13 protein-coding genes are annotated in these 12,051 nt (G+C 71.1%); 7 read left to right on the top strand and 6 right to left on the bottom strand.

Annotation, left to right across the window (positions count from 1 at the left end; translation table 11 throughout):
* The first annotated feature begins 6 nt into the window (after nucleotides 1-6).
* Together AB0D67_RS10220 and AB0D67_RS10225 are read left to right on the top strand one after the other, a co-directional pair.
* Nucleotides 7-1,266, top strand: a complete 1,260-nt coding sequence (locus AB0D67_RS10220; protein ID WP_362932029.1) for a histidine kinase — start codon at nucleotides 7-9, stop codon at nucleotides 1,264-1,266.
* Entirely contained in the window at nucleotides 1,263-1,895 is a 633-nt protein-coding gene (locus tag AB0D67_RS10225; RefSeq protein ID WP_362932031.1) for a response regulator transcription factor, read from the top strand. The genes AB0D67_RS10220 and AB0D67_RS10225 overlap by 4 nt, the downstream gene beginning before the upstream one ends.
* Nucleotides 1,896-2,050: 155 nt before the next feature.
* Here the strand turns inward: AB0D67_RS10225 and AB0D67_RS10230 are convergent, their stop codons facing one another.
* Nucleotides 2,051-2,899: a phosphotransferase gene (locus AB0D67_RS10230; RefSeq protein WP_362932033.1), complete on the bottom strand. Its 849-nt coding sequence runs from the start codon at nucleotides 2,897-2,899 to the stop codon at nucleotides 2,051-2,053.
* A 105-nt stretch (nucleotides 2,900-3,004) separates the two neighbouring features.
* The gene (locus AB0D67_RS10235; RefSeq protein ID WP_362932035.1) at nucleotides 3,005-3,631 is read right to left on the bottom strand and encodes a TetR/AcrR family transcriptional regulator; all 627 of its coding nucleotides are present in this window, start codon (nucleotides 3,629-3,631) and stop codon (nucleotides 3,005-3,007) included.
* 112 nt (nucleotides 3,632-3,743) lie between these two features.
* Between AB0D67_RS10235 and AB0D67_RS10240 the strand changes: the two genes are divergently transcribed.
* Both AB0D67_RS10240 and argG read left to right on the top strand, forming a co-directional pair.
* Nucleotides 3,744-4,559 (top strand): SDR family NAD(P)-dependent oxidoreductase, encoded by an 816-nt coding sequence (locus tag AB0D67_RS10240; protein ID WP_362932037.1) that lies wholly within the window; start codon nucleotides 3,744-3,746, stop codon nucleotides 4,557-4,559.
* Between the two features lie 132 nt (nucleotides 4,560-4,691).
* Nucleotides 4,692-6,140, top strand: a complete 1,449-nt coding sequence (gene argG, locus AB0D67_RS10245; RefSeq protein ID WP_362932039.1) for an argininosuccinate synthase — start codon at nucleotides 4,692-4,694, stop codon at nucleotides 6,138-6,140.
* A gap of 125 nt (nucleotides 6,141-6,265) precedes the next feature.
* Here the strand turns inward: argG and AB0D67_RS10250 are convergent, their stop codons facing one another.
* The 3 genes from AB0D67_RS10250 to AB0D67_RS10260 form a co-directional block, all read right to left on the bottom strand.
* A complete protein-coding gene (locus AB0D67_RS10250) occupies nucleotides 6,266-7,012 on the bottom strand; it encodes an ATP-binding protein (RefSeq protein ID WP_362932041.1) in 747 nt (248 codons plus the stop codon).
* Entirely contained in the window at nucleotides 7,009-8,100 is a 1,092-nt protein-coding gene (locus AB0D67_RS10255) for a hypothetical protein (protein WP_362932043.1), read from the bottom strand. The genes AB0D67_RS10250 and AB0D67_RS10255 overlap by 4 nt, the downstream gene beginning before the upstream one ends.
* A gap of 352 nt (nucleotides 8,101-8,452) precedes the next feature.
* Nucleotides 8,453-8,755 (bottom strand): LuxR C-terminal-related transcriptional regulator, encoded by a 303-nt coding sequence (locus AB0D67_RS10260; protein WP_362932045.1) that lies wholly within the window; start codon nucleotides 8,753-8,755, stop codon nucleotides 8,453-8,455.
* Nucleotides 8,756-8,894: 139 nt separating this feature from the next.
* Between AB0D67_RS10260 and AB0D67_RS10265 the strand changes: the two genes are divergently transcribed.
* Both AB0D67_RS10265 and AB0D67_RS10270 read left to right on the top strand, forming a co-directional pair.
* A complete protein-coding gene (locus AB0D67_RS10265; RefSeq protein WP_362932047.1) occupies nucleotides 8,895-9,155 on the top strand; it encodes a hypothetical protein in 261 nt (86 codons plus the stop codon).
* An 87-nt stretch (nucleotides 9,156-9,242) separates the two neighbouring features.
* Nucleotides 9,243-10,160, top strand: a complete 918-nt coding sequence (locus tag AB0D67_RS10270; RefSeq protein WP_362932049.1) for a ClpX C4-type zinc finger protein — start codon at nucleotides 9,243-9,245, stop codon at nucleotides 10,158-10,160.
* Between the two features lie 176 nt (nucleotides 10,161-10,336).
* On the opposite strand, the gene AB0D67_RS10275 is transcribed toward AB0D67_RS10270, so the two are convergent.
* On the bottom strand, nucleotides 10,337-10,822 hold the full coding sequence (locus tag AB0D67_RS10275; protein ID WP_362932051.1) for a MarR family transcriptional regulator: 486 nt from the start codon (nucleotides 10,820-10,822) through the stop codon (nucleotides 10,337-10,339).
* Between the two features lie 247 nt (nucleotides 10,823-11,069).
* On the opposite strand from AB0D67_RS10275, the gene AB0D67_RS10280 reads away from it, so the two are divergent.
* Nucleotides 11,070-11,900: an NAD(P)H-binding protein gene (locus AB0D67_RS10280; RefSeq protein ID WP_362932053.1), complete on the top strand. Its 831-nt coding sequence runs from the start codon at nucleotides 11,070-11,072 to the stop codon at nucleotides 11,898-11,900.
* Nucleotides 11,901-12,051: the final 151 nt, after the last annotated feature.

Here is a 12,051-nt window from a genome sequence, read left to right on the forward strand (position 1 = left end):
CGAGAAATGATGAACTATCCGTTTCCGCCGGCGCTGCGGCTGCTGCGGTGGACCGTCCACGGCACCTTCGCGGCCCTGCTGGCCGTCGCGCTTATCGGTCTGCTCCGCCGCGGCCATGCACCCCTGGCCGCGGCCGGCGTACCGCTGGGCGTGCTGTACGCGGCGGGGATCGTCATCGAGGGACGGCTGCCGCGCTTCGGCGGCCGCGCGCACCTGCTGCTGGGCCGGATCTGGCTCGTGGCGATCACCCTCGGCTGGGCCGGGCTGGCGCTGGCGGCCCCGCAGTACGTCTGGCTGGCCTTCCCGCTGTTCTTCGCCCACCTGCACCTGCTGCCGCCGCCGGTCGCCCTGCCCGGCGTGGCCGTGCTGACCGCCGCCGCCGTCGCCGCGACCGGCTGGCACAACGGCGGCCTGACCGGGGCCCAGGTGGTCGGCCCGGTCGTCGGCGCGGTCGTCGCCACGCTGATGGGCCTGGTCTACAAGGCCCTGCACGCCGAGAGCGAGCAGCGGCGCAGGCTGATCGACGACCTGGTGCGCACCCGGGACAGGCTCGTCGAGGCCGAACGCGAAGGCGCCCGCCTGGCCGAACGGGAACGCCTGGCCCGGGAGATCCACGACACCCTGGCCCAGGGGATGTCCAGCATCATCCTGCTGCTGCGCGCCGCCCGCGCCGACCTGGCCCGCGACCCGGAACTGGCCGGGACGCGCGTCGACGAGGCCGAACGCGCCGCCCAGGACAACCTGGAGGAGGCGCGCAACTTCGTGCGGGCCCTGGCGCCGCCCGCCCTGCAGCACTCCTCGCTCACCGCGGCGCTGCGCCGCATCAGCGACGCGGCGGTGGCCGGCACCGGCACCGAGGTGCGCTTCGAGGTGTCGGGCGTCCCGCTGCCGCTGCCGGCCGACTACGACCAGGTGCTGCTGCGCATCGCCCAGGGCGCCCTCGGCAACGTCAGCCGGCACGCCGCCGCCCGGCACGCCGCGGTCACCCTCACCTACCTCGACGACACGGTCGTGCTCGACGTCGTCGACGACGGCCGCGGCTTCGCCCCCGGCCCGCCCGCCCGTTTCCATGAGGACGGCACCCGCGAGGACGGAACCGGTGATGATGGCGCCGGCCGCGGAACCGGCCGCGGAACCGGCTTCGGTCTGCGCGCGATGCGCGACCGCGTCACCGCGCTGGGCGGCGCCCTGACCGTGGAGTCCGTCCCCGGCGAGGGAACCGCGATCGCGGCGGCACTGCCGCTGCCGGCCGGGAGCGCGCCATGACGACGGCGATCCGGATCCTGCTGGTGGACGACCACCCGGTGGTCCGCTCCGGGCTGAGCGCCATGCTGACCGGCCAGGACGACTTCGAACTGGCGGGCCAGGCCGCCACCGGGGAGGAGGCCGTCGAGATGGCCCGCCGCCTGTCCCCGGACGTGGTGCTGATGGACCTGCGGCTCGGGCCCGGCATGCACGGCAGCGAGGCCACCCGCCGCATCGTCGCCACGGGCGGCCCGCGCGTACTGGTGCTGACCACCTTCGACACCGACGCCGACATCCTGGCCGCCGTCGACGCCGGCGCGACCGGCTACCTCCTCAAGGACGCCCCCCAGCACGAGCTGCACGCGGCGATCCGCTCGGCCGCCGCCGGCGGCAGCGCCCTGGCGCCCAGCGTCGCCTCCCGTCTGCTGGGCCGGATGCGCGCCCCGGACACCACCCTGAGCCCCCGCGAGCTGGAGGTGCTCACCCGGGTCGCCGAGGGCCTGTCGAACCGGGAGATCAGCAGGCGGCTGTTCCTCAGCGAGACCACGGTCAAGACGCACCTGGTGCGCGTCTACGCCAAGCTCGGCGTCGACTCGCGCACCGCCGCGGTGGCCGCGGCCACCAGGCGGGGTCTCATCCGCCCCGCCTGATCCCGGCCCGGCCTGAACCCGACCCGTCCTGATCTCCGCCCCGTCTGACCGCGGCCTGCCGGCTCCCGGATCCGTCTGATCTCGGCCTGCCCGCTCCCGGCCCGACGCCCGAGCCGTTCCGGCTCCTCCACGCCCGGCCGGAGCCGGAGGCAAGGTCAGGGCGCGGTCAGCGCCGCTTCGAGGGCCGCGCCGTTGCGTTCCAGCCAGGCCTCCCGGCGTTTGATCTGGTCGCCGACGCCTTCGTCCCACATCCTCGCCCAGCCGCCGCCCCGCTCCTCGGCGAGTCTCTTCATCGAGAACCACGACCGCCGCGCGCGCAGCACGGCCACCTCGACGAGGCGGGAGCGGTCGGTCTCCGACATCCCGTAGGCGTCGGCGAGGATCCGGCAGCGGCGCGGCGCGTCCACCCCGCGCAGCGGCGGGCCGGCGTCGGCGGGATCGCCCAGCGGAGCCCAGTACAGCATCGCGTTCAGCGGCTCCTCCACCCGGGCGACCGGTTTGGCCAGGTCGAAGTCGATCAGCGCGGCCGCCCGGCCGTCCCGGAAGACGATGTTGTCCGGCGTGTAGTCCATGTGCCCGACCAGCTCGGCCGGGTAGGGCGGCGCGGGCGGCATGCCCGGCGCCTCCGAGATCCCGGCGCCCGGACGCACCCCCTCGGGGACGGAGAAGCCCGCGACGGCCTCGTCGTAGGCGCGCACCAGGCGCCCGACGGAGACCAGCCGCTCCTCGTCGGCGACCCACTCCGGCCTGGGGCGTCCGGCGACCTCACCGGGGACGAAGGTCAGCACCTCGCGCCCGGCCGCGTCGATGCCGAGGAGCCGCGGGGCGCCCGCGAACCCGACCTCCTCCAGGTGGCGCAGCAGCGCGTGGACGAGCGGGGCGTTGGGCCCGACCGGGCGTCGGACCGTGTCGCCGACGCGCACCACCCCCTCGGTGACGTCCCCGCCGACCAGGGGTATCTCGGGCTGGGGCTCGGCCGGTTCGGCGTACGTGACGGGATGCATGGGGATCATTGTCCTCCCGGAGTCCCCCGGGATGAGATCCGCTCCGGCGGTCCTCCTGGGGCAGGGCCCGCCTCCGGAGCCCGGGAGAGCCTGTTCCGCCGCGGTTCAGCCGCGTGGGGCGGCGGTGCCGCGGTCGGTGTCCGGCCCCATGGCCTTGAGGAAGGCGTCGACGAGGGCGTCGGCGTACTGCGCCGTGAGCGGGCCGGAACGCAGCAGCCAGCGCTGGTAGAGGGGGGCGTACAGCAGTTCGAGCGCCAGGTCGAGGTCGGCGCCGGCGGCGAGCTGCCCGGCGCGCTGCGCACTGCGCAGCCGGGCCTTCTTGGCCTCGTCCACCGGACCGGCCAGCTTCTCGAGGTACATGGCGGTCAGGGCGGGGTCGTTGATGATCTCGGTGTTGAGCGCGCGGATCGGCCTCTCGAAGGCCGGATCCGCGAACTCGGCCACCGTCGCCCGCATCACCGTCTTGAGGTCGGCCTCCAGGTCGCCGGTGTCAGGCAGCGCCATGTCCTGCTCCGGCCCGCTCTCGCTGAGCGCCAGGAAGGCGTCCAGGACCACCGCCCCCTTGGAGGGCCACCAGCGGTAGATGGTCTGTTTGCCCACTTCTGCCCTGGCCGCGATGGCCTCGATGGTCAGCTTGGCGTATCCCACCTCGGAGATCAGCTCGCGGGCCGCGGTGAGGATGGCCTGCCGGGAGCGCTGGCTGCGGCGGGCGGGATCGGGCTGCTTGGCCATGTCCCGGATCGTACCACGCATGAGACGAGACGTTCCGTCTTGACATTGTTGCGAGACGAGACGTAACGTCTTGTCTCGCGACAACGGATTCGAGCAAGCGGAGGTGGAGCCCATGACCAGGGTGTGGTTCATCACGGGCGCGTCACGAGGACTGGGCCGGACGTTCACCGAGGCGGCGCTGCAGGCGGGCGACCGGGTGGTCGGGGCCGCGCGCGACGTCGGGCCGCTCGCCGACCTCGCGCGGCGGCACCCCGGCGACCTGGCGCCGCTGTCGCTCGACGTCACCGACCGGGCGGCCGTGTTCGAGGGCGTGGAGCGGGCGGTCGCGGCCTTCGGCAGGCTCGACATCGTGGTCAACAACGCCGGCGTCATGCTCCTGGGCATGCTGGAGGAGGCGACGGAGGAGCAGATCAGAGCCCACTTCGACGTCAACCTGTTCGGCGCGCTCTGGGTCACCCAGGCCGTGCTGCCGCACCTGCGCGCCCAGGGTTCCGGCCGCATCCTGCAGGTCACGACGATGGGCACCGGCGGCGGCTTCCCGATGGTCGGACTGTACGCGGCCGGCAAGTCGGCGCTCGACTCGGTCTCCGACGCCGTGGCCGGGGAGGCCGAGCAGTTCGGCGTCAAGCTCACCATCGTGCAGATGGGCGGCTACGACACCGGTCTGTTCACCACGGGCACCACCATGACCACGCCCGACCCGCACTATCGGGAGCTGCGCGACAGGCTGATCGAGATGTGGGGCGACGAGGCCGGCCCCGCCCCGGAGACCGCCGCCCCCGTGATCATGGAGCTGGTCGACCTGCCGGAGCCGCCCCGGCGTCTCATCGTCGGCGCCGCGTCCTACGACATGGTGCAGCAGGACCTCCAGGACCGGGTGGCGAAGTACCGCGCCTGGGAGCACCTCAGCCGCAAGGCACCCGGATGATCTTCCCGCGGGACGGAGAGCGTGCCGGCCGGGGCGCCGGGGGTGCGGCGTGCGTCCCGGCGGGGGACGCCGGACACGCGCCCGCCTCCTCCGCTTGCATAGTCATGCAGTGCTATGTATATACTTCTACTCGTGTCCAAGGTGCTCACTTCTCTGCCTGTCGGTGAACGGGTCGGGATCGCCTTCTCCGGCGGCCTCGACACCTCTGTTGCGGTCGCGTGGATGCGCGAGAAGGGTGCGGTGCCATGCACCTACACCGCTGAGATCGGCCAGTACGACGAACCCGACATCGCCTCGGTGCCCGGGCGCGCCACCGCGTACGGCGCGGAGATCGCCCGGCTGGTCGACTGCCGGGCCGCCCTCGTGGAGGAGGGCCTCGCGGCCCTGGCCTGCGGGGCGTTCCACATCCGCTCCGGCGGCCGCGTCTACTTCAACACCACCCCGCTCGGCCGGGCCGTCACCGGCACCCTGCTGGTGCGCGCCATGCTCGAGGACGGCGTGCAGATCTGGGGCGACGGCTCCACCTTCAAGGGCAACGACATCGAGCGGTTCTACCGTTACGGCCTGCTGGCCAACCCGTCCCTGCGGATCTACAAGCCGTGGCTGGACGCCGACTTCGTCACCGAGCTCGGCGGCCGCAGGGAGATGTCGGAGTGGCTGCTCGCCCACGACCTGCCCTACCGCGACAGCACCGAGAAGGCGTACTCCACCGACGCCAACATCTGGGGCGCGACCCACGAGGCCAAGGCGCTGGAACACCTCGACGCGGGCATCGAGATCGTCGACCCGATCATGGGCGTCCGGTTCTGGGACCTGTCCGTCGAGATCCCCGTCGAGGACGTCACGATCGGTTTCGAGCAGGGCCGCCCGGTGACGATCAACGGCAAGGAGTTCGCCTCCCCCGTCGACCTGGTACTGGAGGCCAACGCCATCGGCGGCCGGCACGGCATGGGCATGTCCGACCAGATCGAGAACCGGGTCATCGAGGCCAAGAGCCGGGGCGTCTACGAGGCGCCGGGGATGGCGCTGCTGTTCGCCGCCTACGAGCGGCTGGTCAACGCGATCCACAACGAGGACACCCTCGCCAGCTACCACAACGAGGGCCGGCGGCTGGGCAGGCTGATGTACGAGGGCCGCTGGCTGGACCCGCAGGCCCTGATGCTGCGGGAGTCGCTGCAGCGCTGGGTCGGCACGGCGATCACCGGCGAGGTGACCCTGCGGCTGCGCCGCGGCGACGACTACTCGATCCTCGACACCTCCGGACCGGCGTTCAGCTACCACCCGGACAAGCTGTCGATGGAGCGGACCGCGGACTCCGCCTTCGGCCCGGTCGACCGCATCGGCCAGCTGACCATGCGCAACCTCGACATCGCCGACTCCCGCGCCAAGCTGGAGCAGTACGCCCGGCTCGGCATGGTCGGCAGCGGCCACCCGCAGCTGATCGGCGCCGCACAGGCCGCCTCGACCGGGCTGATCGGCGCGATGTCCGAGGGCGGCGCCGAGGCGATCGCCTCCCGCGGCGAGGCCCCCGCCGACGAGGTGCTGCTCGACCAGGCCGCGATGGAGTCCGGCACCGACTGACCGGCAACGACGTGAAGGCGGCCTCCCCGGTGGGGAGGCCGCCTTCACGTCGTTGTGACAGGCACCCGACGACAGGCCACGGCACCGGCAACGGTACGCGGTAACGGGCTTCATGGGCCGATCGATCACCAGGGGGCCACCGTTCGCCTGGAGCGGCCCACGTAGCGGACGATCATGGCGCCATCGATCATGCGGTCAACGATGCGGAGCCCGTAGGTGTCGACGAGGTTCGGAGCGACGGGACGGGCGATCTCAGAGGTGCCCTTGAAGCCTTTGTCGTCATAAGGCAGATTCGTGGTGATGAGCATCCGCAGTCGGTTAGCGGTGCGGTGGTCGATGACGCGCCAAAGCTGCTCGAGGCGCCAGTCGGTGACCATCTCGGCACCGAAGTCATCCAGATACAGCAGATCGCATTCGGTGGCGAAGCGATAGGTGGAGTCCTCTCGGCCGCTGGAAGGCTGGAGGGAACGGATCAGGTCTGGTACCCGGTAGTACATGACCCACAAGGGTTCGGTCTGGGCGACGGCGGCGTTGGCGACGGCGAAGCCTGCGTAGGACTTACCGGTCCCGGCATCACCCACGAGGAGCAATTTGGTCGCGCCGGAGGCGAGCCAGCCGGAGACCTGGCCGTCCGGGTCCTGTTCAGGAGTGAGCTGGTCGAGAGAAGCATCGACGAACACGGCGGGCACGGCGGCTTTCCAGATGTCACGGCGACGGGCGCGGACTTCGGTGCGTACGTCGGCGGGGTCGTCCTCGTAGCGAACGGTGAGACAGCCTTCAGCCTCCCACTCCCTAAGGACCCGCTCGGGCAGGGCAGCCATGATCTTCGCCATGGCGCCCTTCAGCGGGGCTCCAGCGTAGTCGGTGCTCATCCGAACATCTCCCTACGCTCATCCTGCTGGGCGGCCTGCTCGGAGTCCTTGATGACCTGGATGCGGCGGTTGGCGGTGGAGCGACCGGTGTGACTTCGTGTGATGACGCCGCGGCGTCTGCCGATGGCGTTCTGAAGCCCTTTGGTGGAGGGAAAGGGGTCACGGAGGTCTTCCAACGCCCATTTCAGCTCGTTCTCCGTGCAGCCGGCGGCGAGGGCACGTTCGACCATGGCGCGGAACCCGACGAACGCGGTGGTACCGCGGCTGAGGTTCGGGATGTTCAGCTCGGCGCAGCGGTCCCACCAGCCGCGAGCGAGGATGCCGGCCAACTCGAAGCGTGCCTGCTCCTCGGGGCTACGTTCCTTGGTCCTGCGGCGGTTGGCCTTCTTCGCCTGAGACGCCAGGAGGAGGTCGTCCTCACCGGGGATGCTCGACTGCCGTTCCTCCCCTCCGGGCTCCGGAGCGTCAGCGGAGGAGGCCGGGGTTTTAGAAGTGGTCTTCTTGTCGTTGGTGTTCTTATGAATGGTGTTCTTCTTATGCGTGCGGCCACCCGATATCGGCTGAGCCGTTGTCGGGTAAGCCGTCGTCGGAAAACCGCATGACGGCTCCGAGCTGGGAGGATCCATCCCCGCGTCCGTCATGCGGTTTTCCGACGACGGGTCCGAGCTGGCGATATGTTCCTCGGGGCAGTCCGTGATCCAGTATTCGGTGCCGGCGACGCGACCGGTCTCGGGATCACGCATCTGACTGCGGACGAGGTAGCCGTACTGCTCCAGTTCGGCGATGGCGACGCGAAGCGCGTGAGTACCCTCAGGGCCGGCCTCGGCGAGCTGGGCGAGACTCGTCTGCCACCCTTCGCGGTGGGAAGCCAGCTCGACGAACAGGCCGCGGGCACGACGGGTGAGCCGGTGGTCGCGGGCGAGATCGTTGGAGATCTGGGTGAAGCGATCACCACGCATGCGGCCACGCCGGATGGCGGTGTGATTGGAGGTGGTGTTCGCGCCACGCTTTCCCGGTCGCGGGGACGAGATGCCGGCCGATGAGGCGGGGGTTACTTCAGATCCGCGTGCAGCGTCAGATACGCTCACGTCGGCCTCCTCAAGTTTCCTGGTAGTGGGTTGAGTGAGGCAGCCGGGAGGAGGGCGTTGGCGCGCCCTGTGATCCCTGGCCGCAACGGCGACCCTGAGCGGGGTCGCCGTTGTCGTTTTCGATATCCAGTTCTACGTGCCGACCCTACCGTGAATGGAACGTCGCCATACCCCGAAAATCAGCCCTGAACTGCGGAGGGACACATATCAGCGGCCTCGCGGGATGAACTCGACGCAAAGGTCTCTTGCATTCGCCGAGGCAGGATCGAATAGCCTGCTAAAAGCGCCATTAAGGGAATTTTCAGGGGATTCTTCGGCTTGATGAGGCAAGCGGGGAGACGTCCGCACCGGATCACAGTCGGGCCTTCGCCCGGAGACCCGAAGACCCGGCGGTCTCCTGGGACCAGGACGGGAACGGCGCGGCACGCAGCAGCAGGGCCGCCCGCACCCGGTTCGCGCAGCCCAGTTCGGTGAGGATGCGGCTGCCGTAGGTCTTGACGCCGGCCTCGGTCATATGGACGCGCCGGGCCGACTGGGCTTTGGGCAGGCCCTGCGTCACCAATGCGAGGACGTCGGCCGGGTTTTCCTGGTTTCGCCGGTGACGATCCAGTGACTTTCGGTAAGGTTTCGTGTGTGTCCCGTTACCGGCCGGCATCCCACTCGGCCAGAGAGCGGTGTCGGCCTAGTGCCGTCACCGGGGACCGACGAGCCGATCCCGGCTACCCTTCGAAGAAGCGGGACCTGACTGCTGATACCAGCCAGGTCCCTTACCACCAAGGTAAGGGAAGATCGCGATGAGCATCAAGGACAGCGCGCTGCGACTCGCCTCCGCGCTGGAGACCGAGCTGATCCAAATCCGGGCCGACCAGATGGAGGCCGCAGAAAGCCTGACCGTCCGGATCAACGGAGTGGCGAACAACCTCAAGGAGATGGGGGTGAAGGTCCAGGCGCTGCACGAGGAGGTGCAGAGCGTGAAGGCGTCCCAGGCTCAGATGCAGGGCGTCCAGACCCAGATGCTGGAGATCCTGGTCGACATCCAGCGCCGCCTGCCCTAGCTCCGGTCGGCCGGGCCGTACGGCGGGCACGGCACATGATTGTCAGGCCGCCTTGACGTCAAGGCGGCCTGACGAAATACTCGGGACATGACCACTCCTGAGGACCTTGAACACCGGTTCACACTGCTGAACGCGGTCGCGCGTTACGACGCGCTGCGCATCCGGGAGGCGCTCGCGCCGCCGCCCGAGGAGGACGACGGGCCCGAGGCCGCGTCGTCCGGCCTGGACGCGCCGCCCCTGACACGCGAGGAGGCGCTGGAGCTGCTCGCGCTCGGCGAGGTGATCGCCCGCAAGGCGGGCCAGGGACGCCAGCTCACCGTACGGTCGGCCCGCCGGGCCGGCGCCCCGTGGTCCCGGATCGGCGCCGCCCTGGGCACCACCAGGCAGGCCGCCTGGGAGGCGCACAACCGGTGGATCGACGAGCAGTCCCGGCAGGGGGACGACGGCCATTGGGGCTGGAGCGGCGACGAGGCGGCGGCCGCCCGGGCGCTCGCCGGCGACCCCGCGGACGAGGAGGCCCCGGACGGGGGCGCGTCGCGGGGCGGCACCGTCGCTTGTCAGGATTCGCCTGACGCGTTAGAGTCGCGATCACTCGTCAGGAAAACCCTGACAAAGGCCGCCTCGGAGGATCGCATGACCGTCCCATCCCTGGCCGACGAGCGGATCCACTGCTCGTTCTGCGCGAAGCCGAAGAGCGACGTGGGCAAGGTGGTCGCCGGCCCCGGCGTCTACATCTGCAACGAGTGCGTGGGGCTGTGCAACATCATCCTCGAGACGCCGGCCGAGCCGTCGGAGGAGGCCGAGATCCCCTGGCCGGACCGCATGACCGACGAGCAGATCCTCGAGTTCCTGCCGCGCGTCGCCACCGTGAGCGCCCAGGTCGACGAGAGCCTGCGGGTCTGGGTGGGCCGGCTGCGCGACCGCGGCGTCACCTGGGCCAGGATCGGCGCCGCCCTGGGCATGACCCGGCAGTCGGCCTGGGAGAGGTTCTCCGGCGAGGAGTGAGGCCGCCCCGCCGTACGGAGGATCCCACCACCTGCACGACATCCACACTCATGCCCCGCCGCCCCGGCGGGGCATGAGCGTTTCCGGTGGGGCGGGCGCTCCGCCCCACCGGCGGGTCACGGCCACGACCCCTCGGGAGCCGGTCGGCGGGCCACCGCTGCGGCGCTCCCCGGAGGTCAGCCGCCGGGCCGCGGCCGCGGATCTCCCGACGTCAGCCTCCGGGCCTGCTCACGGCCCACTTCGGCGGTCCGGTGGAGGTAGTCGGCGATGATCTCCAACTGCTCGTCGGTGTAGTGGTCCAGCGCCGCGCCGAACGCCCGGCCCGGGACGTCCCACGCCTCCTCGATCCGCCCGGCCGCGTCGGGGACCAGGGCGACGAGGGCGCGTCTGCGGTCGTTCGGGTCGGACAGGCGTCGTACGAAACCCGCCTTCTCCAGGCGGTCGACCAGCCGGGACGCCGATCCCGACGCCAGCCCCGTGAGCCGGGCGATCTCGCCGGTCGTCACCGGCCCGGGCTCCAGGTCGAGCAGCGCGATGCACTGCACGTCGGTGGGGTGCAGTCCGATCCGGTCGGCCATCGCCTGGTTGAACAGCGTGTAGGCGGCGTAGTGCCGCTGACTCTCCCCCACGACGCGCGCGAGCAACTCCGATCGGTTTGACACCCGGTGCCTCCATGCCTCAAATTTGTCTTCGCCACGAAGATTATTCGTCACACAGATTCTTTCTAACAAAGAGTCTGCGCCGCGTCGCATCCTATGCGCCTCCCGAAAAGGGACCCGTGGGTCCTCACTCCACGGTGCCGCATCCGCCGCACGGCGACGCGCCGTCCTCATCCGCCGCGGCCCCGTACGGACCATGCCACGCACGGCCCCGCACGACCCCGGCGCACCATCGAAAGGAACCATCGAGATGACCGTTCTCGTCACCGGAAGCCGCGGCGCCGTCGCCCGGTCCCTCATCGGCCTGCTGCGTGAGCGCGCCCTCCCGGTCCGCGCGGCGTCCAGCCGGCCCGACGGCCCGGACACCGTCCGATGCGACCTCACCGACCCGTCCACCTTCGCCGCCGCACTCAAGGGCGTGACCTCGGTCTTCCTGTACGCCAACCCGTCGCACGCCGAAGCGTTCGCCGAGGAGGCAGCCCGCGCCGGCGTCGAGCACATCGTGCTGCTGTCGTCCTCCTCGGTCCTCGCCCCGGACGCCGGAGACAGCCCGGTGGCGAAGTCCCACCTGGACGTGGAGAGGGCGCTCGACGCCTCTCCCGTCCGGTCGACGTCGCTGCGGCCCGGCTCGTTCGCGGGCAACGCGCTCGCATGGAGCCGGAGCGTGCGGTCGGGCCGGCCGATCAGCCTGCCCTTCCCCGGCTCCCACAGCGACCCGATCCACGAGGCCGACATCGCCGAGGCCGCCCTCGCCGTGCTCGCCGACCCCGGTCTGGGCGGGCGGCCGTACACCCTCACCGGCCCGGAGTCGCTCACCTTCGCCGAGCAGATCGGCATCCTGAGCCGGGTGACCGGCCGTCCTGTCCCCTTCCGCGAGGTCACCCGCGAGGAGTGGAAGCGGGAGACGGCCGGACACATCCCCGCCCCCTACGCCGACTCGCTGCTGGACTGGTGGCAGTCCTGCGACGGACGTCCCGTCGAGCTCACCCGGGCCGTGCCGGAGCTGACCGGCCACCCCGCGCGCACCTTCGCCACCTGGGCCAGGGACCACGCGGGCGACTTCCGGGCGGACCGCCCGTGACCGGGGAGCGGTACGCGGAGGCCGGGGCTGCCCGACCCGGCGCGGCCCCGGGACGATGCATCAGGCCATCCGACGAACGACGTTGATCCCGCGTGTGCCCGCCCGCGCCGAGACCCGGGCGGACGGTCGTCGCCTGGGACGGAGAGACGCA

The sequence above is a fragment of the Streptosporangium sp. NPDC048047 genome (assembly GCF_040653115.1).
Classification (GTDB): Bacteria; Actinomycetota; Actinomycetes; order Streptosporangiales; family Streptosporangiaceae; genus Streptosporangium.